Source organism: Streptomyces sp. NBC_01546, assembly GCF_045208355.1.
Classification (GTDB): domain Bacteria; phylum Actinomycetota; class Actinomycetes; order Streptomycetales; family Streptomycetaceae; genus Streptomyces.
The window spans coordinates 6,839,487-6,862,777 of the sequence record NZ_CP109379.1 but is presented as its reverse complement, the minus strand read 5'-3'; the positions used below and the strand labels follow the sequence as shown (position 1 = coordinate 6,862,777).

General features: G+C 72.8%; 20 protein-coding genes. 11 read left to right on the top strand and 9 right to left on the bottom strand.

Annotated elements, in window-relative coordinates; genetic code table 11:
• Positions 1-37: 37 nt before the first annotated feature.
• Positions 38-649: a TetR/AcrR family transcriptional regulator gene (locus tag OHA89_RS31530; RefSeq protein ID WP_257557506.1), complete on the top strand. Its 612-nt coding sequence runs from the start codon at positions 38-40 to the stop codon at positions 647-649.
• Here the strand turns inward: OHA89_RS31530 and OHA89_RS31525 are convergent.
• Positions 646-3,075, bottom strand: coding sequence for a SpoIIE family protein phosphatase (locus OHA89_RS31525; RefSeq protein ID WP_406367646.1), 2,430 nt, complete (start codon positions 3,073-3,075; stop codon positions 646-648). The two genes, OHA89_RS31530 and OHA89_RS31525, sit on opposite strands and share 4 nt — an antisense overlap.
• Before the next feature lie 262 nt (positions 3,076-3,337).
• On the opposite strand from OHA89_RS31525, the gene OHA89_RS31520 reads away from it, so the two are divergent.
• Positions 3,338-3,895: a type 1 glutamine amidotransferase domain-containing protein gene (locus tag OHA89_RS31520; RefSeq protein WP_257557504.1), complete on the top strand. Its 558-nt coding sequence runs from the start codon at positions 3,338-3,340 to the stop codon at positions 3,893-3,895.
• An 82-nt stretch (positions 3,896-3,977) separates the two neighbouring features.
• On the opposite strand, the gene OHA89_RS31515 is transcribed toward OHA89_RS31520, so the two are convergent.
• Positions 3,978-5,621, bottom strand: coding sequence for an FAD-dependent oxidoreductase (locus tag OHA89_RS31515; protein WP_406367645.1), 1,644 nt, complete (start codon positions 5,619-5,621; stop codon positions 3,978-3,980).
• A gap of 150 nt (positions 5,622-5,771) precedes the next feature.
• Between OHA89_RS31515 and OHA89_RS31510 the strand changes: the two genes are divergently transcribed.
• On the top strand, positions 5,772-6,893 hold the full coding sequence (locus OHA89_RS31510) for a SchA/CurD-like domain-containing protein (protein WP_266611057.1): 1,122 nt from the start codon (positions 5,772-5,774) through the stop codon (positions 6,891-6,893).
• Positions 6,894-6,906: 13 nt separating this feature from the next.
• On the top strand, positions 6,907-7,173 hold the full coding sequence (locus OHA89_RS31505) for an acyl carrier protein (protein ID WP_406367643.1): 267 nt from the start codon (positions 6,907-6,909) through the stop codon (positions 7,171-7,173).
• A 76-nt stretch (positions 7,174-7,249) separates the two neighbouring features.
• On the opposite strand, the gene OHA89_RS31500 is transcribed toward OHA89_RS31505, so the two are convergent.
• Together OHA89_RS31500 and OHA89_RS31495 are read right to left on the bottom strand one after the other, a co-directional pair.
• Positions 7,250-8,344, bottom strand: coding sequence for a methyltransferase (locus OHA89_RS31500; protein WP_406367642.1), 1,095 nt, complete (start codon positions 8,342-8,344; stop codon positions 7,250-7,252).
• 35 nt (positions 8,345-8,379) lie between these two features.
• A complete protein-coding gene (locus tag OHA89_RS31495) occupies positions 8,380-9,453 on the bottom strand; it encodes a nitrous oxide reductase family maturation protein NosD (RefSeq protein ID WP_406367640.1) in 1,074 nt (357 codons plus the stop codon).
• Positions 9,454-9,770: 317 nt separating this feature from the next.
• On the opposite strand from OHA89_RS31495, the gene OHA89_RS31490 reads away from it, so the two are divergent.
• The 3 genes from OHA89_RS31490 (at position 9,771) to OHA89_RS31480 (ending at position 15,091) form a co-directional block, all read left to right on the top strand.
• The gene (locus OHA89_RS31490; protein ID WP_215143591.1) at positions 9,771-10,133 is read left to right on the top strand and encodes a hypothetical protein; all 363 of its coding nucleotides are present in this window, start codon (positions 9,771-9,773) and stop codon (positions 10,131-10,133) included.
• A 266-nt stretch (positions 10,134-10,399) separates the two neighbouring features.
• On the top strand, positions 10,400-14,089 hold the full coding sequence (locus OHA89_RS31485; RefSeq protein ID WP_406367638.1) for a helix-turn-helix domain-containing protein: 3,690 nt from the start codon (positions 10,400-10,402) through the stop codon (positions 14,087-14,089).
• A gap of 150 nt (positions 14,090-14,239) precedes the next feature.
• Positions 14,240-15,091: an NlpC/P60 family protein gene (locus OHA89_RS31480; RefSeq protein WP_406367636.1), complete on the top strand. Its 852-nt coding sequence runs from the start codon at positions 14,240-14,242 to the stop codon at positions 15,089-15,091.
• Here OHA89_RS31480 and OHA89_RS31475 read toward each other — a convergent pair.
• Positions 15,088-15,660: a helix-turn-helix domain-containing protein gene (locus OHA89_RS31475; RefSeq protein ID WP_257557496.1), complete on the bottom strand. Its 573-nt coding sequence runs from the start codon at positions 15,658-15,660 to the stop codon at positions 15,088-15,090. The two genes, OHA89_RS31480 and OHA89_RS31475, sit on opposite strands and share 4 nt — an antisense overlap.
• A gap of 134 nt (positions 15,661-15,794) precedes the next feature.
• Between OHA89_RS31475 and OHA89_RS31470 the strand changes: the two genes are divergently transcribed.
• Genes OHA89_RS31470 through OHA89_RS31455 form a run of 4 tightly spaced genes read left to right on the top strand, consistent with a single transcriptional unit; the run spans position 15,795 to position 19,486 of the window.
• Positions 15,795-16,574, top strand: coding sequence for an ABC transporter permease (locus tag OHA89_RS31470; RefSeq protein ID WP_266611046.1), 780 nt, complete (start codon positions 15,795-15,797; stop codon positions 16,572-16,574).
• Positions 16,571-17,290, top strand: coding sequence for an ABC transporter ATP-binding protein (locus tag OHA89_RS31465; RefSeq protein WP_266611044.1), 720 nt, complete (start codon positions 16,571-16,573; stop codon positions 17,288-17,290). The genes OHA89_RS31470 and OHA89_RS31465 overlap by 4 nt, the downstream gene beginning before the upstream one ends.
• Positions 17,291-17,329: 39 nt before the next feature.
• On the top strand, positions 17,330-18,325 hold the full coding sequence (locus OHA89_RS31460) for an ABC transporter substrate-binding protein (protein WP_266611042.1): 996 nt from the start codon (positions 17,330-17,332) through the stop codon (positions 18,323-18,325).
• 51 nt (positions 18,326-18,376) lie between these two features.
• On the top strand, positions 18,377-19,486 hold the full coding sequence (locus tag OHA89_RS31455) for an aryl-sulfate sulfotransferase (RefSeq protein WP_266611040.1): 1,110 nt from the start codon (positions 18,377-18,379) through the stop codon (positions 19,484-19,486).
• A gap of 144 nt (positions 19,487-19,630) precedes the next feature.
• Here OHA89_RS31455 and OHA89_RS31450 read toward each other — a convergent pair whose 3' ends face one another.
• From OHA89_RS31450 to OHA89_RS31435, 4 genes are all read right to left on the bottom strand, one after another.
• Positions 19,631-21,199, bottom strand: a complete 1,569-nt coding sequence (locus tag OHA89_RS31450) for a hypothetical protein (protein ID WP_406367634.1) — start codon at positions 21,197-21,199, stop codon at positions 19,631-19,633.
• 152 nt (positions 21,200-21,351) lie between these two features.
• Complete coding sequence (locus OHA89_RS31445) at positions 21,352-21,546, bottom strand: hypothetical protein (RefSeq protein ID WP_215142255.1); 195 nt, start codon at positions 21,544-21,546, stop codon at positions 21,352-21,354.
• Between the two features lie 98 nt (positions 21,547-21,644).
• Positions 21,645-22,304, bottom strand: coding sequence for an ABC transporter ATP-binding protein (locus OHA89_RS31440; RefSeq protein ID WP_266611038.1), 660 nt, complete (start codon positions 22,302-22,304; stop codon positions 21,645-21,647).
• Complete coding sequence (locus OHA89_RS31435; RefSeq protein ID WP_406368659.1) at positions 22,297-23,247, bottom strand: ABC transporter ATP-binding protein; 951 nt, start codon at positions 23,245-23,247, stop codon at positions 22,297-22,299. The genes OHA89_RS31440 and OHA89_RS31435 overlap by 8 nt, the downstream gene beginning before the upstream one ends.
• Positions 23,248-23,291: the final 44 nt, after the last annotated feature.

Sequence of the window (23,291 nt, the reverse complement as noted above, 5' to 3'; positions counted from 1 at the left end):
CCAGGGGGTTCCCTGGGCGCGACCGAAGGGAACCCCCATGGCGCGTATGCCGTCGGCCGAGCGGCGCCGGCAGCTGACGGAGGCCGCGATCCGCGCGATGACCCGGGACGGCGTCGCCAGGACGACGACCCGGTCCATCGCCGCGGAGGCGGGCGTGTCACTGAGCGTCTTCCACTACTGCTTCGAGTCCAAGCAGGCCCTGTTGGAGTCGGTCATCGCCACGATCACCGATCACTACATCGCGGTGGTGAAGGAGGCGATCCAGCCGAAGTCCACCCTCAGGGAGACCGTCCGGGCCGGCTTCCAGGCGTACTGGGACCACGTCGCCGCCCACCCCGGCGAGCACATGCTCACGTACGAGCTCACCCAGTACGCCCTGCGTCAGCCCGGCTTCGAGCACCTGGCCCGGCGGCAGTACGAGCTGTACGCCGACACCTACACCGAACTCCTCGAGCAGCTCCGCCCGAGCATGGGCTTCGACCCGCGGGTGCCCGTCCCCGCGCTGGCCCGCTACCTGGCGGCCATGACCGACGGGCTGACCCTGAGCCTCCTCGTCCTGGGCCACGACGCGGCCTCGGCGGACGTCCTCGACACGATCACCGACCACGTGGCCGGCCTCGTCGGCGAAACGGAGACCCGTACCGTCTAGTCGGGGACGTGGATGTCCAGAGCGCAGATGTCGTCCCGGTGACCCTGGCGCCGCGCGGCCAGCGTTCGGGCGAGCGTTTCGTCCCGGCCGTCCTCCAGCAGCCGCCGGGCGGTCTCGGCGAGCCGGGCGAGCCCCAGGTCGATGTCCTCCCCCGGCTCCTCGACCAGCCCGTCGGTGTAGAGCACCAGATGGTCCCCGGGCTGCAGGTCGAGACTGTCCTGTTCGTAGACGGAGTCGAAGGTGGCCCCGAGCAGACTGCCGGCGGGCAGCGGAAGGAAACTCGCCGCACCGTCCCGGATCAGCAGGGGCGGCAGGTGCCCGGCCCGTACCCAGGTCAGCCGGCGGTCCCAGGGCCGGTAGATGCCCATGATCACGGTGGCGGTGGCGGTGGCCCCGTGGTTGTCCGAAGCGGTGTGCAGGAGAAGGGTGTTGAGCCTGCTCAGCACATCGGGCAGCGCCGAGCCCGTGACGGTCATGCCCTTGGTGGTGAACCGCAGCTGGGCCATGGTCGCGACGGCGTCCAGGCCGTGACCGGCGACGTCCCCGACGACGAAGAGCGCGCTCTTGTCGGGGAGTTCGATGGCGCTGTACCAGTCGCCTCCGACGTTGACCCCGCTCTCGGAGGGTACGTAGGCGACGTCGATGCACAGCCCGGCCAGCTCCAGGGACTGCTCGGGGATGGGCAGCAGCGCGTCCTGGAGCCGGGCGGCGAGGGCGCGTTCGGCCTGGAGCATGCCCCGCTCCACGAGGACGGCGCGCTCGCTCTCGCGCAGGGCGAGTTCGGCGTCCCGCTGCGCGGTGAGGTCCTGGAAGAAGCCGTGCACCTCGACCGGGGCGCCGTCCACGTCCTTCTGCGCCTCCGCGACGATCCGCAGGTGCCGTACGCCGTCCGCGGTGGTGATGCGGAAGGGCTGGTCGATGGCGGCCCCCTCGCCCAGCAGCCGCTCGAGGGCCGCGGCCAGCACCGGCAGATCCTCGGGAACGAGGTGCCGGGGCACTTCCTCCAGCGGCATGGGGCCCAGCGCGGGGTCGCGGCCGAAGATCGTGTAGACCTGCTCGGACCAGGTGACGCTGTTCGTCACCAGGTTCCAGCCGGCCCAGCCGAGGTTGCCCAGCCGCTGCATGTCCTCCAGTCGGCGGGTCTCGCGTTCATGGGAGTCGTGGCGGAGCCAGGTCACGATCAGCCGGTCCCCCAGGCGCGTGGCCCGGACCGAGTAGGTGGACTCCCGGGGAACTCCGGCGCTGACCTCCTCGTAGACGAAGGGCCGGCCCTCGTAGGCCGTTCCCGTGGTCAGCGTGTCCAGGTATCCCTCCCACAGGGCCGTTGCCGCCACGGTGGGGTAGGTCTCCAGGAGGTGCCGTCCGACGAGCTCCTTGCCCCGCCTCCCGGCCACGTCGACCGATTCCGGCGCCGCCGCGTCGATCCGGTAGTCCTGGACCTCCCCCGTCTCCGAGCGCAGCGGGGTCAGCAGGATCGCGGTTCCGGACATCGCGTCCAGGATCCGCTGGACGGCCTCCACCTCGCCCCGCGTGCCGGAGCCGGCGGAGCGCCCGGTGAAGCGCAGGGAGTCCGCGCACAGCCGGACGGCGCGGCGCAGCAGGGTCCGGGTGCCGGCGTCGAAGGGGTCCTGCCGGGTACGGAAGAATCCGACGGCGGCGGTCACCGGCCGGTCGCCGGGGACCGGGAGCCAGGCACGCGTCGGCCACCGCTCGGGCGGGTCCCCGATGAGGTGGTAGCGGATGGCGTCCCGCGCGGGATCCTCGAGCCACAGCGGCTGCCCGCCGCCGATGGCCTCCAGGGCGGCCACGCCGCTCAGCGGTGGAACGTGCCGCCACTGTTCGGCCAGGTCGTCCCCGATGCCGCAGTGGCCGGCCAGCCTCAGGCTCCCGGCGGGCGCCACCGCGTAGATCATCACGCCGTCCACGCCCGCGGCGTCGCCCAGTACGGTCCGCAGCAGGCCGGCGACCTCGTCCGGGTTGCGTGCTCCGGCCAGGCCGTCGGCCAGCCGGGCCAGGATCGGACGGAGTCCGCCGCTCCGGCCGGTGACGAGGTGGCGACCGGTGCTGAAGGCCGACAGCGCCTCCTGTGCGGGCGGACCGGCCTGCGCGGGGGGCTGCGGGGGTGACACCTCGCGTGAGCGGACCTGACCCAGAGTGATCCAGCACTCCTCCAGGAGCGTCCGCCCCCGCCGCGAGGCCCGCCGGAGCAGCGTCTCGTACGCCTCCTCCGCGGACACGCCGCCGCGGGCCATCAGCACGCCCGTGGCCCGCTCGACGACGGCCGTGGTCGAAGCGGCCCCCTCCAGGGCCAAGACCTCCGCGCGCAGCTTGGCCACGACCCTGGCCAGTGCGAGCACCTCCGGTGCGGGTGCGAGCCCGGCCCGGTCGCCGTCGGCTTCGCCGGGTAGCGCGGAATCGCTCGTCATCCTTAGAGCATGTCACGGGGTGGGGACGGATGGGCCGCTCCGTGGCGGGCAGGGGCAGGAGGTACGACGGAGAGGTGACCCTCATGGAACGAACGACGGAACCGGAACCGGAGGGCCCCGGGCCCACGCCCGAGGGGCCGGATCCGATGCCCCGCGAGCCCGGTCGGGACCCTGGTCCGGAGCCCCGCGGACCCGACCCGGCTCCGAGCGAGCCGGCTCCCGGAGAACCGTCCGAACCCCCCGACTGAAGGAGGTGAGCCCGGTGCGCATCGCCTTTCTCATGGCGCCCGAAGGCGTCGAGGAGATCGAACTGACCGAGCCGTGGAAGGCCGTGCTCGCAGCGGGCTGGAATCCCCAGCTGGTCTCCACGAAGCCCGGCCGAGTACGTGCCTACCATCATCTCGAGAAGGCGGGGACCTTCCCCGTCGACCACGTCCTCGCCGGCGACACGGCGGACGCGTACGACGCCCTGGTGCTCCCCGGCGGGCTCGCCAACCCGGACGCCCTGCGCAGGAACGAGCGGGCCGTCGGATTCACCCGGAGCTTCTTCGAGGCCGGCAAGCCCGTCGCCGCGATCTGCCACGCCCCCTGGACCCTGGTGGAGGCCGACGTCGTACGGGGCCGCACGCTGACCTCGTGGCCGAGTTTGGCGACCGACATCCGCAACGCGGGCGGCACCTGGGTGGACGAGCCGGTGCACGTCTGCCGCGAGGCCCCGGCCACACTGGTCACCAGCCGCAAACCGGCCGACCTGGAGGCGTTCTGCACCGCGTTCGTCGACGAGTTCGCCGCCCGCCGGCCGGCCCGAACGTCCGGGTGAGCCGCCCGGACGTCGGCCCCCCGCTCCGCCGGGGGCGGTGCGGGGGGCCTGGGAGCGGACCGGGGGTGCGGGTCAGGACAGGTCAGGTCAGGTACAGAAGTGCGCCCAGGACCTCGTGGAGGACGGCTTCAGGATCGGCCACGGCTTCCGCCGTACGCCAGGCCACGAAGCCGTCCGGGCGGACGACGACCGCCCCGGTCTTCGTCGTGCCGTGGACCTCGGCCCAGTCGGCGCCCTCCTCCGTGGCCAGGTCGGCCTCCGGACTGGTGCCGATCGCGTACGCGTCCAGGCTCAGGCCCAACTGCGCGGCGGCGGACCGTGCCGCCGCCCGCCAGGGGGTGCCCTCGGAGCTCAGCAGCACGAAGGACCGCTCGTAGAGGTCCACCGTGGACGTCCGCCCGCCGGGCCCCCGCAGCCACATGTGCGGCGCGCGCGTGCCCGGCTCGCCGTTCAGCCGCATCCGTTCGGGCACGACGGGCAGTTCCGGATCGGTGCCCAGGACGGCGCCCAGGTTGTAGCGGTAGCCCATGGCGACGGAGAGGACCCCGCCCGCCCGGCCGCCGCCGGCCGGGGCGCGGGCGGGCTCCTCGGGCTCGTATCCCGGGTGGCTGTGTTCCGCCGAGCGGGCCGAGGCACGCTCGCTCGTCGCCCTGGCGACGGGCAGCCGCTCGACCTCGTAGGTGTGCAGCAGTCGCGGTCCCGCCGAGCCGTTCAGCACGGCGGCGAGCTTCCAGGCGAGGTTGTGCGCGTCCTGGATGCCGGTGTTCGAGCCGAACGCCCCGGTGGGGGACATCTCGTGGGCGGAGTCACCGGCGAGGAAGACCCGTCCGGTCCCGTACCGTTCGGCGACGCGCTCGGCGGCGTGCCACGGGGCCTTTCCGGTGATCTCGACGTCCAGGTCGGGCGCGCCGACGGCCCGCCGGATGTGTTCCGCGCAGCGCTCGTCGGTGAAGTCGTCCATCGTCTCGCCCCGGTCGGGGTGCCACGGCGCGTGGAAGACCCACCGCTCGCGGTTGTCGACGGGGAGCAGGGCCCCGTCCGCGCCGGGCTTGGTCAGGTAGCAAACGATGAAGCGCCGGTCGCCGACCACCTCCGCGAGCCCGCAGGACCGGAAGGTGATGCTCACGTTGTGGAACAGGTCGCCGTGGCCGGTCTGGCCGATGCCGAGCTGCTCCCGGACGGGGCTGCGCGGCCCGTCCGCGGCGACGAGGTAGTCGGCGCGCACGGTGCTGTGCTCCCCGGTGTCCCGGTTCTTCACGATCGCGGTCACACCGGTGTCGTCGGGATCGAAGGAGAGGAGTTCGGTGGAGAACCGCAGGTCCGCGCCGAGCTCGGGGGTCACGGACATCAGCACCGGCTCGATGTCGTTCTGGCTGCACAGGCACCACGCCGCCGGGCTGAACCGGGCGAGCGCGCCCCCGGGGTCGATCTCCTCGAACAGCCACTCCATGTCGTCGCCGGTCAGTGAGCCGCCCTGCATGATTCCGTGATTGTCCGCCAGGACCGAGGCGGCCTCACGGATCCGGTCCTCCACTCCGGCTACACGGAACAACTCCATGGTCCGTACGTTGATTCCGCGTCCGCGCGGGTGCATCGAGGTACCCGCATGCTTCTCGACGAGCATGTGCCTGATGCCGTGACGCCCCAGGAAAAGTGAGGTGCACAGGCCCACCAGCGAGCCGCCCACGATGAGGACAGGGACGCGGTGGTCGACGTTTTCCTTCATGGCTTCTTCCATGCCCTGTACGAGGGGCGTTCCCTCGCCCGTTCACCCGCTTGGTTCTCCCCTCTCGCGCCGATGGCACTACCGGACCACGATCGATTCGGGTGGCGCCGCCCCGTGGCGACCGCGCGATATGTCGAAGGAGTGTGAACGATGACGACCTTGTCGGAACGGATATCCCAGTCCGCCTTCGACGGCGCGAGGCTTCGGGTCGTACTGCTGCTGGACCTGTACGACGGGGCTCAGGATCAGTTCCTCGAGGTTTACGAGCACATGCGTCGGCAGGTGTCGTCCGTTCCCGGACACATCAGCGACGAGTTGTGCCAGTCGATCGAGAACCCCTCGCAGTGGCTCATCACCAGCGAATGGGAGAGCGCCCCGCGCTTCCTGGCCTGGCTGAACAGCGAGGAGCACGTCGCGACGGTCCAGCCGCTGCACGGCTGCGTACGCGACACCCGTTCGCTGCGGTTCAACGTGCTGCGGGAGACCGGCAAGGCCCCCGCACCCGGCAGGAACCCGGCGCCCGCACCGGTCTCCTCCGCTCCGCGTCGCGGGGACGGCGTCGTGCGCCACGCCCTCACCTTCACGGTGAAGCCGGGCAGCGAGTCCGTCGTCGCGGAACTGCTGGCCGGGTACGCCTCCCCGCAAGCCCGGGTGGACGAGAAGACCAGGCTGCGCCGCACCACCCTCTTCATGCACGGCAACCGGGTCGTCCGGGCCGTCGAGGTGGAGGGCGACCTCCTGGTGGCCTTGCGCCATGTGGCCGAGCAGCCCGAGGTCAGGGCGCTGGAAGCAGCCCTCAATCCGTACCTCGAGCAGGACCGGGACCTCAGCGACCCCGGTTCCGCCCGGATGTTCTTCACCCGGGCGGCGCTCCCCGCGGTGCACCACGTGGCGTCCGGCGGGCCCGATCCCGACGGCGTCCGGCGGCACGCGCTGTTCTATCCCGCCAAGGACGGGTGCGGCATGGCGCTCGCGCGGCTGCTGGCCGGGCAGGACGAGGCCGCCGTGGGCGACTCGGCGAGCCCCATCGTGAGCAGCACCGTCTTCCAGCGCGACGACTTCGTCGTCCGGCTCCTCGACCTGCACGGCAAGCTCGACGCCCGGCCCGCTCTGGCCCTGGGTGTCGAGGGCAGCCACAAGGCGGCCGTGCTGGCCAGGCTGGTCGACAGCGCCAAGGACGGCGTCCCCACCACCGACGAGGAGATCTCCCGCTTCCTGCAGCGCTCCGAAATGCGTCTGATCACCGACCGGTACCCGCCGGCGCACGACTGAGGAGAGGTCCGTCATGACCGCTGGACTGATGCGACTGACGATGGAGGATCTGGCCGCGCTGATGCACAAGGGCGCGGGTGTCACCGCCGACCCCGCGGCCATGGCCGCCCGGCCCGACGCGGACTTCGAGGAGTGGGGGCTCGATTCGCTGGGGCTGCTCGGCATCGTCGGGGAGCTGGAGAACCGCAGCGGCCGGCCCCTGCCCCCCGACGCGGACAAGTGCAAGTCGCCGCGGGAGTTCCTGGATCTCGTCAACAGCACGCTCATGACCGGCGCTTGACGCGGTCAGAAGCGCCCGGGCCCCCGAGACCGGCTCCGTGCCGGTCTCGGGGCTTTGTGGCGCCCGGCCGCCATTCTCACCCGGGGACGGTGCACTCGAATGCGTGCAGGTACGCGTTGACCGGGCGGATCTCGCCGACCACCAGGCCGGCGTCCGTCATGCGGGTGACCAGGCTGCTCTTGGTGTGCTTCGCGCCGCCCACGTTGAGCAGCAGCATCAGGTCCATGGCGGTGGTGAACCTCATGGACGGGGTGTCGTCCACCAGGTTCTCGATGATGACGACCCTGGCGCCGGGGCGGGCCGCCTCCATCACGTTCCGCAGGGTCCTGCGGGTGCTGTCGTCGTCCCACTCCAGGATGTTCTTGATGATGTACAGGTCGGCGGCGACCGGGATGGAGTGGCGGCAGTCGCCGGGAACGATGTCGGTACGCCCGGCGAGCGGTCCGCCGTCGCGCAGCCGGCGATCGGCCTTCGCCACGACACCCGGCAGGTCGAGCAGGACGCCCCGCAGGGCCGGGTGCTTCTCCAGCAGGCTCGCCAGCACGTGCCCCTGGCCGCCGCCGATGTCCGCGACCACCGAGACTCCGGTGAGGTCGAGGAGTTCCGCGACGTCCAGGGCCGACTGCGTGCTGGAGGCGGTCATGGCCTGGTTGAACACGTGGGCGGATTCGTGCGCGTCCTGGTGCAGGTAGTCGAAGAACCCCTTGCCGTACAGGTCGTGGAACACGCTGCCGCCGGAACGCACCGCCTCGTCGAGCCGCGGCCAGGCCTGCCAGGTCCAGGGCTCCGTGCACCACAGGGAGATGTAGCGCAGGCTGTGCGGATCGTCCTCGCGCAGCAGCCGTGACATCTCGGTGTGGACGAACCTTCCGTCCGGGGTCTCCGCGAAGATCCCGTAGCAGGAGAGGGCGCGGAGCAGCCGGTGCAGCGGCTGCTCCGCGGCGTTCACCTCGGCCGCGAGTTCCTCCGCGGTGGCGGGTGACTCCCCGAGGGCGTCGGCGACGCCGAGGCGGGCGGCCGCCCGTACGGCGGCGGCGATCGCCGCACCGAAGACGAGCTCGCGCAGCCGCATCGCCGACTGGGGGGCGGCCGCGTCGACGGAGGCGACGGTGACGGCGGGGCCGGGCGTGGGAGCGGTGACGGCGGTGGGGGTGGGACTTACCGTGGTCATACGGCCTCGATTCTCCTGATGAGGGGGAACACCGGTCAGCACATCCCCGCGGGCTGGGAGCTGTCGCACCGGTTGCCGAGGAACTTGTTGCCGGTTCCCGTCCCCTGGTTGGCCAGGTCCGCCGGCTTGTTGCCCCTCACCTCGTTGTCCTTGATGACGTTGTCGGTGTTCGTGGCGCCCACGAAGCTCTTGAAGAGCAGGATTCCGCCGGACAGCGGCGAGGCGCCCACGTTGCCGCGGATCGAGTTCGAACGAACGCGCGTCTCTTCGGCGCCGGTGAGGACGATGCCGACGCCCTGGATGTCGGGGAGGCGGGTGTTGCCGCGGCAGAACTTGTTGTTCTCGTGGATCCGGTTGCCGCGGATGGTCATGTCACCGGCGCCCGGCTCGCCCTCGTCGCCCACGACGAAGATCCCGCCGCAGTTCCCGGTGAGGACGTTCTCGTTGACGGAGAGGTTCCGGACCCGCCTGACCGTGACTCCGATCCGGTTCCCGGTCAGCGTGTTGTTGCGCACGACGGCGCCGAGGGTGTCGGTGGCCCCGCCCTCGCGGTCGATGGTGTTGGCGACGAAGATGCCGGACTCCGCGTTGTCGCGGGCGATGTTGTTCCGGAACGCACCCCGGGTGGACCTCTCCTGGGCGATGCCCCAGGTGCCGTTCTTCTCGGCGGTCACCTGCTCGACGGTCATCCGGTCGGTGCGGGAGGCCCAGATGCCGCTCTTCCTGAAGCCCGTCAGCGTCAGCGAGCGAATGCTCACCCGGTTGACGGTCTTCTCCGCGGCTCCTATGACGCAGATGCCGTTGCCGGTCTGTGCGCAGGGGTTCTCGGCGCGCGCGGGCGCGGGCGCGGGCGCGGCCGGCGGCGTGATCACGGTGGTCGGCCCCGAACCCCGCAGGGTCAGGGACTTCGTGATGTGCACGCTCTCGTGGTAGGTGCCGGGGAGCACGATGATGGTGTCTCCCGGCCGTGCGGCGTCCACCGCTTCCTGGATCGATTCTCCCGGATGCACCGTGCGTCGGGCCGCGGCGGCCGAAGGCGCTGCCACGCCGAGGCCTGTGGCCATGACGACTGAGATGCATGCGAGGACCGTGAGCTGTCGGTTCGTCACGATGCCGAAGTTATGGGCGATCAGGGCCGCTCGCCACACCGGGTAAGCGGATGGATACCTCCCGCTGGCAAACGGCCTCATTTTCAGGTCCGGACGGGTGGCCGCCCGCGCGTCGCCTTGGCGGCCCCCGGCCGGGCCCGGGAGCCCGACTTCGCGGCCGTCCCGACCGGCGTGTTGACCTCCCGTCCGCGACCCGGCTGGTCGCCGGGGGTTTCCCCGGTCCGGCCGCGACGGGCAACGGGAAACCCGTCGACCCCGGGGCTCGGCGGCCACAGGCTGGAACCGTCCGCACCAGGCAAGACCCACGAGGGGAAATCATGCGCAAGATGATCCGCGGCGCCGCCGCGTTCGCGACCGCCGTCGCCGCCGTGCTCGCGCTCAGCGGTACGGTCGAGGCCAAGCCGGCCGACGCGTGGGCCGGATGCCCGGACGGGGCGGTCTGTATCTATCCCCAGAACCAGAACCCCGCCGTCAAGCCGACCCACATCTTCTACAAGTACGGGGCCCACAACCTCAGCAACCAGTACGGCAACCACTGGGTCCTGAACAACCAGTACGGCGGTGCGACCGCAAATCTGTGCACGGGATACAACGGGGCCGGCTGCGGCAACCCCATCGCCGCCAAGACCGGTGTCTACGCCGATCTGACGCCCGTCAACTCGGTGCGCCTCAACCCGTAGCGTCCTCGGGGGGACAACGTCCGGAGCCGCCGTCCGTCGGCTCCGGACGTTCCTGTTCTCGTCATACGAAACCGAAGATTTGGCCGTCCATCCGACCCCCGCTGTAGCCTGGGAACCGCCATCTCGGTACCTGGGCGCGCATGGCCATGGGGGATGTTTTGGGGGATCCGGACCGCCGGCCGAACACCGATCACCAGCACGAATCCGAGGACACCGGCACCCTGCCGTTTCCCGCGCAGCTGAGACGTCTGCGGATGCAACGGGGCATGTCGCTGGCCGACCTGGCCCGCCGGACGCACTACAGCAAGGGCTACCTCAGCAAGATCGAGACGGGCTCGAAGCGCGCGACCGTGGATGTCGCCCGCCGCTGCGACGACGTGCTGCGGGCGGGCGGCGAACTGCTGCGGATGGTCCCGGAGACGGGACCGCCCGACCCCGTCCCCGGGCCCGGCGGGCGGCCGGACGGCGGGGAGTGCCCGTACCGAGGGCTGCCGGCCTTCACCGCGCAGGACGCGGGATGGTACTTCGGCCGGGAGCGGGCCACGGCCGAGCTGGTCGAGCGGGTCTTCGAACGGATCGGGAGCGGGCCGCTGATGCTGGTCGCGCCCTCCGGCGCGGGCAAGTCCTCCCTGCTGAACGCCGGCCTCGTCCCGGCGCTCCGGCGCGGTGGCGGCTTCCCGATGCCGGGCGCCGACGCGTGGCCGGTGGTGCGGTTCACTCCCACCGCGCATCCGCTCGAGGAGCTGCTGGACTGCACCGCGAAGGTCCTGGGCAGCGATCTCGGCATCGGCGCACAGGAGTTGCGGGAGCGGCCGCTCGCGTTGCTCGAAGCCGTCCGCACACCGGCGGACACCGCCTCGGAAGCGACCGGGCCACGGGACGGGGAGCCCCCGCCGGTCCGGCTCGTGCTGATCGTCGATCAGTTCGAGGAGCTGTTCACCCTCTGCTCCGACGAGGACGAGCGGCACGCCTTCGCCCGGGTGCTGTCGGCCGTGTCCACGTCCCGGCCGGCGGGGGACGGGCCCGACCCGGCCGTCGTGGTGCTCGGCGTACGGGCCGATTTCACCGGCAGCTGTCTGGACCTGCCGGAACTGGCCTCGGTCTTCGCCTCGGGGCTCTTCGTGCTGCCCCCGATGTCCCTGGCGGAGCTCCGGGAATCGATCACCCGCCCGGCGGGGCTTGCCGGAGTCACCCTCGAACCGGGCCTGGTCCCCCTGCTGCTGCGCGACGCCGGTCTGCGCGAGGACACCCCCGGCCACACCCCCTCCGGTGTGCTGCCGCTGGTCTCCCACGCGCTGATGGCCACCTGGCAGCAGCGCACCGGATCCACCCTCACGGTCGCCGGGTACGAGCGGACCGGCGGCATCCAGGGCGCGATCGGGCGGAGCGCCGAGACCGTCTTCGCCCGTCTGTACCCGGCCGAGCAGCGGACGATCCGCCGCGTCCTGATGCGGCTGGTGCACGTAGCCGACGGCGCGGGGGCGACCCGCCGCCGGATGAGCCGCACAGCGCTGATGGAGCAGCTGGCCGACGCGGACCGGGCCGCTGCGGCGCTCGACACCTTCGTCCGGGCCCGGCTGGTCACCATGGACAGCGACACGGTCGAGATCACCCACGAGGCCCTGCTGCACGCCTGGCCGCGGCTGCGCGGCTGGATCCACGCCGACCGGGCCGGCCTGCTGATCCACCAGCAGCTGGCCCACGCCGCCGCCGAATGGGAGCGCGAGGGCCGCGATCCGTCGGCCCTCTACCGCGGGACCCGGCTGGAGAACGCCCGGTCGTGGGCCGAGGAGCTCGACGGCAGGAGCCGGCTCGGCCCGCGCGAGGAGGACTTCCTGCGGGCCAGCCAGGACGGGGAGGACGGCCGGGGGCGGCAGGCCCGGCGCCAGGTGCGCCTGCGGCAGCGGATGCTGGCCACGCTCGTGGTCCTGCTGGTGCTGGCCGTGGGCGCCGGCGGGCTGGCGTACGAGCAGCGCGCGGGCGCGCTCGGCCAGGAGCGCGTCGCCCGCTCGCGGGCGCTCGCCCTGCAGTCGGCCTCGCTGGCGGCGGGCCAGCCCGAGAGGTCGATGCGGCTGGCCGCGGAGGCCTACGGGACGGCGGCCACGACCGAGGCCCGCGGGGCGCTGCTGAGCACCCAGTCCCAGCCGTTCATCGCCCGGCTCGGCGGGCACGGCGGTCCCGTGAACGCGGTGGCCTTCGCCCCGGGGAACGGCGAGCTGGCGACGGCCAGTTCGGACGGCACGGTGACCCTGCGGCGGGTGGCCGACCGCCGCACGACGGCCTCCTTCACCCTGCCCGGGCGGGTACGCGCCGTCGCCTTCAGCGCCGACGGCCGCACCCTCGCGGCCACCTCCACGGACGGTCCGGCGCGGCTCTGGGACCTGACCGGCCACCGTACGGCCGCGGTCCTTTCGCCGGACACCACCGGCGCCCGGGCCGTGGCCTTCGCGCCCGACGGGCGGACCCTGGCCGTCGCGGGCGCCGACGGGACCGTCCAGGTGTGGGAGGCGACCGGGGAGCACCGGGCGGTGGCCTCGCTCGAAGGCCACGAGGGGAGGGTCAACGCCCTGGCGTACGCGCCGGACGGCCGCACGCTCGTGTCGGCCGGAGCCGACCGGACCGTACGGCTGTGGGATCCGGTGGGCGCCCATCCGCTGGCCGTCCTGGCCGGGCACACGGACGAGGTGCTCGGGGCGGCGTTCGCACCGGACGGGCAGAGCGTCGCCACCGGGGGCGTCGACCGGACCGTACGGCTGTGGGACGTGGCCGGGCGCCGGACGACCGCGACTCTGACGGGACACAGCGACGACGTCAACGGCGTGGCGTTCACCCCGGACGGGACGACGGTCGTCAGCGCGGGCGGCGACGGTACGACCCGGCTGTGGGACGTGCGCGCGGGCCGGCTGACGGCGACGCTCGCCGGACACACCGACTACGTGCTCGGGGTGGCGGTGGACCCGGCCGGGGCGGTGCTGGCCACCGCCGGGTTCGACCAGTCGGTGGTGCTGTGGGACCTGCGCGGCCCGGTGCTGACCTCGCGTCCGTTCACCGAGGTCTGGCACGCCGCGTACAGCCCCGACGGGAAGTTGCTGGCCACCGCCGAAGCGGATCACGCGGTGCGCCTGTGGGACGTGGCGGGGCGCCGGGTGGTGGCCACGTTCTCGGGGCACACCGAGACCGTGTTCGCGGTGGCCTTCGCCCCCGACGGGCGGACGCTGGCCTCGGCGGGCTCCGACGGCACGATCCGGTTGTGGGACATCGCGGCGCGCGGGTCCGCCGCCACCCTCACCGGCCAGGGCGGCACCCTGTTCTCGGTGGCCTTCGCACCGGACGGGCGGACCCTGGCCTCGGCCGGTTCGGACGGCACGGTGCGGCTGTGGGACGTGGCGGAGCGCCGCCAGCTCGCCGTGCTCGCCGGCCACACGGACTTCGCCAACGACGTGGTGTTCAGCCCCGACGGGCGCACCCTGGCGAGCGCCGGCGACGATCTGACCGTACGGCTGTGGGACGTCTCCGCGCGCCTGCAGCTGGCCGAACTCACCGGCCATACGGGGGCGGTACGGGGCGTGGCCTTCAGCCCGGACGGCCGGACGCTCGCCAGCAGCGGCAACGACGGGACCGTACGGCTGTGGGACGCCCGCCGCCACCGCTTCGAGGCGGCGCTCACCGGCCACACCGGCTCCGTGCGGGGCATCGCCTTCTCCCCCGACGGGCGGACGCTCGCGAGCAGCGGCAACGACCGTACGGTGCGGCTGTGGGAGGTGGCCGGCCACCGTCCGGTGGCCGCGCTGTCCGGTCACACCAGCGCGGTGTGGGGGGTCTCCTTCTCCCCCGACGGGCGGACGGTGGCCAGCAGCAGCACCGACGGCACCGTACGGCTGTGGAGCGTGGACGTCGGGGCGCGGCTGGCGGAGATCTGCCGGCTCTCCCCCGGCCCGGCCTGTCCCCGTACCTGACGTGCGGGCGGCGAAGCGCCCCAGCTGGGAGGGGGTTTCCCGGGGTGTTTCCCGTTGCCCGTCGCAACGGGGCGGCGCCGGGGCCTCCCCGGGCGGGGCCCCGGCCAGCAGGCTGCTCTCATTCACGGCATCACGAATCGAGGTCCTCGCATGCGTCGCCGATCCTCTCTCCTGGCCACGGTCGTCGGGCTACTGGCCTTCCTCCTGTGGGCTCCCGCCTCGTCGGCCGCGGCCGACGACACCTGTTCCGTACGGGCGCCGGGGGCTTCCGCGACGGCCGAGCGGGCCGTCGCCGCCGCCTGCGCGCAGGTCGCCGCGGACGTCTGGTACACCTGGGGCGGCGGCCACGGGCCCCGGCCAGGCCCCACCTACGGGCAGGTCGACCCGACCGACCCGGCCAGCGAGCACGATCCCGAGCGGCTCGGGTTCGACTGCTCGGGGCTGGTGCGGTACGCCTACGCCGAGGCAGCCGGGGCGGACATCCTGGACGGCGTGGCGAGCGCCCAGTTCTACACGCACCGCGCCGCCGGCCGCTTCACCGCCGCCCAGGGACTCGGCCCGCTGCTCCCCGGCGATCTGCTGGTCTGGGGCACCTCGCAGCATGTGCACCACATCGCGATCCACCTCGGCGCGGGCAAGATGGCCGAGGCCCGGCAGTCCGGCACCAAGCTGATGGTCAGTGACGTCCGGCTGGGGGGCGACTACTACGGGGCCGTGCGCATCGACCCCGGGCCGGTGACCGGGCACGTCTTCCGTACGTGGGGCTCCGGCGTGTGGACCAAGGCCCAGCCCTCCACCAAGGCGGCGCGGGTCTACGCCTTCCCCGGTCCGACGACGATCCGCGTGGAGTGCCAGAAGCACGCGGAGAAGGTCACCTCCGACGGCTACACGAACGACGCCTGGTCCTACCTGCCGGACTACGGGGCCTGGGTCACCAACATCTACGTCCAGGGGCCCGAGTGGCTGGACGGTGTGCCCACCTGCTCCCCTGACAAGCCCTAGGAACCGCCTGCGATGACGAGCAGGGTGCGGGCTGCGGACGGGCCGGCGAGGCGGCAGCGGTGCGGGACCTCGCCGCGGTGGTGGGCACTCTGTCCGGCGCGCAGGGTCAGCGGTTCCTCGCCCTCGACCTCCAGGACGATCTCGCCCTCCAGGACGTAGAGGAAGTCCTCGCCCGGGTGCTCGAACCAGCCGCGTTCGCCCTGGCCGGGCTCGAAGTGGTGCTCGTAGGCCTCCATCAGCCCGCTGCGCCCGCCGGGGATGAGCACCTGCGCCACCTGCCCCGCGGCCTCGTTCACGCGGATCACCTGGGGGTCGCTCTCGTGGCTGACCGTGCCCGGTCGGGCGGGGGGCCGGAGGAAGGTGCCCGGGGCGACGTCCAGGGCCTCGGCGATCCGGTAGATCGAGCTGAGGCTGGGCGTGGCGAGTCCGCGTTCGAGCTGGCTCAGGAAGGGCTGGGAGAGACCGGAGCGGGTGGCGAGCACGGCCATGGAGACCCCGCGCTGTTTGCGGCAGCCGCGGATCACCCGTCCGACCTCGATCGCTTCGGGCGTGGGTTCGGGGCGAGACACGCTGGCGAACGTACCTCATCGCGCCGGGCGGGCCGGGTGGCCCCGGCAGGCTTCGCACGGCTGCAACACGCCCTTCATAAGCGTGGTCAATTATTGACCTCACTTATCGACGAGGACGAACGAGGAGCCACCCCGTGCACGCCACCCCCTCCCCGCCCGGCCGGACCCTCGGCCGGCTCGGTCCGGCCCTGGGCGCGGCCGGCGCCGTGCTCGCCCTGTGGTACCTGCTCGCCCGGTCCGGCGGGGTGGCCCCGGGGCTGCTGCCGACGCCCGGGCAGACCGCGGCCGCCCTGGCGGACAGCGTCCGCAGCGGCACCCTGGCCACCGACCTCGGAGCCAGTCTGACCCGCGCGGGGCAGGGCTTCGCCCTGGGCGCGGTCCTCGGCAGCGCGCTCGGCTTCACCACCGGCTACCTGCCGGCGCTCTCCGCCGCCGTCACCCCGGTGATCTCCTTCCTGCGCCCGATACCGGCCATCGCGCTGGTGCCGCTGGCGACCGCCTGGTTCGGCATCGGCGAGACCGCCAAGCGCCTGCTCATCGCGTACGCCGTCCTGCTCGCCGTCTGGCTGTACGTCCACGACGGGGTCTCCCGGGTGCCTGTGTCCCACCTGCGCGCGGCCCGGTCGCTCGGGGCGCCGCTGCACCGGCGGTTCACCGAGGTGCTGCTGCCCGCCGCCGCTCCCGCCCTGCTCGCGGCACTGCGCTACGGCGCCTCGGTGGCGCTGCTCGCCCTGGTGGCGGCGGAACTGGGCGGCGCGGACAGCGGGTTGGCGTACCGGCTCCAGGTGGACGGCCAGTTCCTGCGCGTGGACCGGATGTTCGCGGGGCTGCTCGTGCTCGGGCTGCTCGGCGTGGCCGTCGACCTCGTCCTGGCCACGATCGGCCGCCGGTTCGTGCACTGGAGCGCGTCATGAGCCGACGGGTGCGACTGGAGGGGCTGACCGTCGGGTACGGGGGCACGGCGGTACTGGAGCGCACCGACCTGGACCTCCCGGCGGGGTCGTTCACGGCCCTGCTGGGGCCGAGCGGGTGCGGGAAGTCCACCGCGCTGAACGCGGTGGCCGGGTTCGTGCGGCCCACCGCCGGGCGGGTGACGGCGGGATCCGAGCCGGTGCGCGGACCGGGCCCCGAGCGGGGCGTGGTCTTCCAGCACTACGCGCTCTTCCCGTGGCGCACGGCGCGCGGCAACGTGGAGTTCGCCCTCAAGCGCCTCGGCCTGCCGCGTGCGGAGCGCCGCCGCCGCGCCCTCGCCGCCCTGGCCGAGGTGGGCCTCTCGGACGGCGCGGACAAGTACCCCGCGCAGCTGTCCGGCGGGATGCAGCAGCGGGTGGCCCTGGCCCGCGCCCTGGCCGCCGAGCCGGAAGTGCTGCTGATGGACGAGCCGTTCGGGGCGCTGGACGCGCTGACCCGCACCCGGATGCAAGCCCTGCTGCGGGAGTTGTGGCAGCGCAGGGGCACCACCGTCCTGTTCGTCACGCACGACATCGACGAGGCCCTGGCCCTCGCCGAACGGGTGGTCGTACTCGGCGGGTCTCCCGGGCGGGTCCTGGCCGACCACCCGGTGCCCGCCGGGCCGCCGCCCGACCCGGACCTGCGGGCGCTGATCGCCCGTCACCTCGGTTCCGAGTGAACCCGAAGCCCCAACCCTTCCGTGAAAGGACCCTCCGTCATGCCCAGATCCCGCGCGGTGGCCGCCGTACTGCTGGCCGCCCTGCTCTCCGCGCTCACCACGGCCTGCGCCGGACCGGCCGCCCCGGCGGGCGCCGGGCGCCCGGCCGTCACCCTCGCGGCGAGCGATCACCTCGGCGGCGCGCCGGTCCACGTGGCCCAGGAGCACGCGCTGTGGGCGGCCGAGGGCATCGAGGTCGCCGTCACCACGCAGCCCACCGGCCGGGAGGCCCTCAACGCCGTGCTCGGCGGCCAGGCCCGGCTCGGCGTCGTGGGCGACCTGCCCGCGGTGACGGCCGCGCTGGGCGGGCGGGACCTGCGGATCGTCGCCGACCTGTCCCGGTTCGACGACTGGCGCCTGCTCACCCGGACCGACCGGCAGATCACCGGGTTCGCCGCGCTGAAGGGCCGCAAGGTCGGTGTCCCGCAGGGCACGAACGTGGAGTACGCGCTGTCGCGGATGCTGGCTTCGGCGCAGCTGACCGCCGCGGACGTGACGGTGGTCAACCTCGCCCCGAACCAGGTGACTCCGGCGCTGGCCCGCGGGGACATCGACGCCGGGGTCACCTTCCCCAGCTTCTACGACTCCGCCCGCACCACCCTCGGCGAGCGTTACGCCGAGCTCCCCTTCACCGGCTACACGGCCCGGACCCTGCTCGTCGCCGGACCGGAGGCGAGCGAGCAGGCCATCACGGCCGTGCTCCGGGCACTGCTGAAGGCCCAGCGCGAGATCGCCGCCGACCCGGCCGCCGCGCGAAGGGCCGTACTCGCCCAGTCCAAGGGCGCGCTCCAGGCCGGCTACGTGGACGCCTTCCAGCCCCGCTACGGCTACGGCGCGACCCTCTCGCCCGAGCTGCTGGCCGAGTTGGAGCAGGAGGCCGCCTGGGCGAAGGCCGCCCAGAGCCTGCCGGGCTCCGCCGACCGCACCGCGCTGCTGCGCCATCTGCACACCGCGCCCCTGACGGCAGTCGACCCGGCCGCCGTCACCGTTCGCTGAACCACACCCATCCAGGCCACCCAGGCCATCCAGGAGATCCAGGAGATCCTCATGACCGTCGACCAGAACACCCTGCGCCGCCGCGGCGTCGGCCTGATCGCCCATGACCCCGCCCGCAGTTACGGCGGCTACACCCTCTACACGCCGATCACCAGCGCCGGCGAGATCCACCTCGTCGACATCGAGGGCCGGCCCGTCCACACGTGGAACTCCCCGCACCCGCCCGGCCGTCAGGCGCAGCTCCTTCCCGACGGGAACCTCTTCTACGCGGCCAAGGACACCAGCGGCCCGACCCTCTTCCCCATCTGGGACGTCTACCACGGCGGCATCTTCCAGGAACTCGCCCCGGACTCCACGGTCCTGCGCGAGGCCCGGCACCCCTTCCACCACCACGACGCCTCGGTCCTGCGCAACGGCAACCTCATCGTCACCGTCGTCGAACCGCTGGCCCCGGCCGACGCGGCCCGCATCCGGGGCGGCATCCCCGGCTCCGAGGCCCCGGGCGGGGTGATCTACGGGGACGTGGTGTACGAACTGACCTGGGACGGGGAAGCGGTGTGGCGCTGGGCCGCCATCGAGCACCTCGACCCCGAGGAGTTCCCCCTCAACCCGCATTTCGCCCGCGAGCACTGGCCGATGGCCAACACCGTCAACGAACTCGCCGACGGCTCCATCGTGGTGGGCTTCCGCAGCGCCTCCACCACCGTGGCCGTCGACCGGGCCGACGGCTCCGTCCGCTGGCGCATCGGCCCCGACGTACTCGCCCAGCAGCACCATCCGCACGAACTGGCCGACGGCACGATCCTGGTCTTCGACAACGGGACCTACCGCGACACCACCTCCGTGCCGTACTCGCGGGTGCTGGAACTCGACCCGCACACGGGCAAGGAGGTGTGGGCGTACGAGGACAACCCGCCGCAGAACTTCTTCAGCCCCTACATGTCCAGCGCCCAGCGCCTGCCGAACGGAAACACCTTCATCGCCGAGGGCTCCTTCGGCCGGCTCTTCGAGGTGACCCGCGGCGGGGACGTGGTCTGGGAGTTCGTGGTCCCGCAGTTCCGCTCCTTCGGCGAGGGCGTGGGCCTGGAGTCCTCGGCCGGCGCGCAGAACTCCGTCTTCCGCGCCTACCGGTACGCCGCCGGCCAACTCCCCTGGCTGTAGCGCGACGCAACGTGCGGTAGCGGGCCGCGCCGGGAGCCGGGCAACACTGCCGCCGGCTGCCGGCCGAGGAGTGGCGGCGCCGCTGATCACGCGGGAGAGCCGGTCGGCACGGATCGCGTGCCGACCGGCCTCCTCCCGGGGGGATCAGCCGCCGTCGCGGACCGCGACGATGCCGTTGAAGACGCCGACGTACGCGGTGCCGTCGGGCCCGAGGGTGATCGGGGCCCAGTTGTTGTCGTACAGCGGACCGGTTCCGGTCAGCTGCCGCCAGCGGCGCTCACCGGTGCGGAAGTCCACCGCGGTGAGGTACCAGGCGTCGATTCCCCAGGAGTTGGGCTCCTTCTCGTAGAAGTAGAGCAGCCCGTTCGCGGTGGAGAGCTTCGGGACGACGGACGGCGCGCGGACCTGGCTCTCCCAGACCGTGTCGCAGCCACTGCCGTCGGCGCGCACGTCGATGCGGGTCGCGCCCCCGACGACGGACTTGCCCAGCAGCAGGGTGGTGAGGTTCTCGTAGCCGTAGTTGTTCTCGACGACGATGCTGTTGCCCCAGGTGATCAGGGAGTTGTCGGTGGTGGAGGCACCGGAACCGAACACCGGCACCCTGCAGACCAGCCGCCGGTCGGCCGGGACGTCCACGCCCCGCCGGTAGACGAGGACGTTCATCCGGTCGTCGGCGTTGTCCGTGATGGCGACGTAGCCTTCGCCGAAGAGGTCGGGGGTGGTGCCCGAACCCTGGTTCACGGAGCCGGGCTTGGCGGCGGTTCCGCGGTCGTAGGTCTGGCGCCACTGCACCTCGGGGGTGCCGTCGGCGGCGGCGCGGAAGCTGTAGAGCGCGTGGTCGGAGACGATCGAGACGCCGTCCTCGGCGACCGAGAAGGAGTTCTGGATCTCCTCGCCGTCCAGCCGGATGGAGCGGATGCCCGAGGTCGCCGGGTCCACGGTGCCGACGCGGCCCTGGCGGGTGACCCACCAGATGCGGCCGCTCCAGTCGGGCATCACGGAGGTGACGGGGTCACAGGTGCCGCTGGGCCACAGGTTGGTCCAGGTGACGCAGTCGTGCGGCACCTGGCCGGTGAGGTCCCAGTCGTCGTCGACGGTGAACTTCCAGCTTCCGTCCGGGCTCTGGGAGTGCGCGAGGCGCAGGATGTGCTGGCGGGAGTCGGCCAGCACGGCCCGGTCCTGGTTGTCCAGGTAGAAGTAGGCGCCGCCCGAGGTGTCCTTGAAGATCTTCGAGAAGTCGAGGGAGGTGATCGCCTCGACCGTCGAGGAACGCTGCGGGAGCTGGTACTCCGCGAGCGTGGCGAGCGTGCGGGGCTCCAGGAGCTTGACCTTGAACCCCGAGAAGGTGCCGCACACCGTGACGAGCCGGCCGCCCGTGTCGAAGGTGGCGGTGGCGCATTCGCCGCCGAGGGCGGCGATCTTCTCGCTCGTCACCTGCGGGTTCTTGCCGAGCGGCCCGGACCAGGGGGCCGTGGCGCTGCCGGCCGCGTCGGAGTGCATGCCGCTGCGGCCGTTGGGCGCGAGGAAGGGGTGCTGCGGCGGCGCCTGGCCGGGCAGCGGTGCGGCGGCCGCGGGGGCGCCGTCGTAGTGGCTGATCAGGCGGTGACCGGGGGCCTTGGGTATCTCGTCGGCCTGGGCGGGCGTGACGCCGTACATCACCGTGAATGCGGCGAGGACCGGTACCACAGCGCAGTTCAGCGCTCTTCGGAACATCCGGACTTCCTCCGTGTCTCTTCGGCTCTATTGACATTGCGTCTGACATCGCGCCGCCGCCAGACGCTAGATCGCAGTGCCCGAAGAGTCCATGGAAGAGCCGGATGATTCACGTACGCGCAACAGTTGATCGAACAGCTCCCGGACGGGGTTCAGGGCTTGAGGCTGGAGACCACGTTCGCGGTGGCCGTCAGGCCGTCGTGGATGGTCGTCGCCATGCTGCTGCTCGCGAGGTAGAAGCCGAGCAGCACGCAGACGACGGCGTGGGAGAACTTCAGACCGCCGCTGCGCAGGAAGATCCAGGCGAGGATGAGGAGCAGGACGACCACGGAGAGGGAAATCACCATCGAAACCTCCTTACTCGCCGCCATGGTGGCGCAGGCAGGGGTGTCGCCGGGCGAAAGACGTGTCCGCCGTACGGGTGTTGACCGTCCGTGACGGGCGGTCAGTCCTTGACGATCTCGCTCCAGTGGGTCGTACGGTCGCACCAGCGCTCGAGGAGCACCGGATCGTGGCCGACGGCGAGGAGGCCCGCCCCGGTCTCGGCGCGGTACTCCTCGACCACCCTGACCAGCGCGGCCGTGGTGGAGGCGTCCAGCATCGCGGTCATCTCGTCGCACACCAGCCAGCGCGGCCGGAGCACCAGGGCCCGGGCCAGACAGGCGCGTTGCAGCTGGCCGTCGCTGACCTCGTGGGGGCGCCGGGTGAGCAGATCGGGGCCGAGGCCGACACGTTCCGTCAACTCGGCGACCCGCGTTTCCACTTCCTTACGACGGCCAGTGGCCCGGAGGGGTTCGGCGACGAGCTCGCGCAACCGGAGCCGGGGGTCCGCGGAGAGCCGGGGCTGCTGGAAGACGAACCCCACGGTGACGCGCAGGGAGCGCGGGGCCCGATGGCGGAAGCCGGTCACGGCGCGGCCGTCCAGGGCCACGGTCCCGCGGTCGGGGCGGTGCAGCAGGGCGGCGACCCGGGCGAGGGTGGACTTGCCGCAGCCGCTCGGCCCCAGCAGGCCGAGGGACTCGCCGGGGCGCAGGGTCAGGTGCGCCCCGCGGACGACGGGGGCCCGGCGGTCGTAGCCCGCGGTGATGTCCTTGAGCTCAAGCATGGTGGCAGGCCACCCCTTCGGTGAGCACGGGCCGCTCCGCGCGGCAGACCCGGTCGGCGGCCCGGCAGCGGGCGGCGAAGGCGCAGCCGGACGGCAGTGCGCCGAGCTCGGGCGGGGCGCCGGGGATGGGGGCGAAGGCGCGCTCGGGGAGCGCGTCGAGCAGGCCCCGGGAGTAGGGGTGGCGGGGTCCGGGCCGGCCGAAGAACTCCTCGGCCGGGGCAAGTTCCACGATCCGGCCGGCGTACATGACGGCGACGGTGTCGGCGATCCGCTCGGCCGCCGCGAGGTCGTGCGTGATCATCAGCAGTGCCCGGCCGGTGTCGCGGGTGTGGGCGCGCAGCTCGTCGACGGTGCGGTGGACGAGGTCCCGGTCCAGGCCCGTGGTCGGTTCGTCGGCCAGGAGCAGCGGAGCGTCGCCCACGAGGGCGAGTGCGGTGGCGGCCCGCTGGGCGAGTCCGCCGGAGAGCTGGTGCGGGTGGTGGTCGAGATGGCTCGCGGGGAAGGCGGCCCGCTCGGCGGCCGCCTCGGCAGCCTTGCGCAGAGCAGTCTTGCGCAGAGCAGTCTTGCGCAGAGCGGCCTTGCCCAGAGCGGCCTTGCGCCGGGCGGCCTGCGGGACCCCGGCCAGTGCCCGGACGGTTTCCTCCAGGTGGGCCCTTACGGTGCGGACCGGCGTGAGGTGCGCGGCCGGGCTCTGCGGCACCAGACCGATGCGGCGGCCCCGTACCGCCTTGGCCAGGGTGCGCTCGTCGGCGGCGAGCAGGTCCAGCCCGTCGGCGAGCCGGGCCGCCCCGGCGGTCTCGGCGTTGCCTGGGAGCAGACCGAGCAGGGCGGAGGCGAGTACGGACTTGCCGCAGCCGCTCTCGCCGACGAGGGCGAGGCACTCGCCGGGAGCGAGGTCGAAGCGGGCGTCGGTGACGGCCTCGACGTGCCGGCCCCCGGGCATGCGGAACCGGACGGAGAGCTGCTCGACGCTGAGCACGGGCGGGG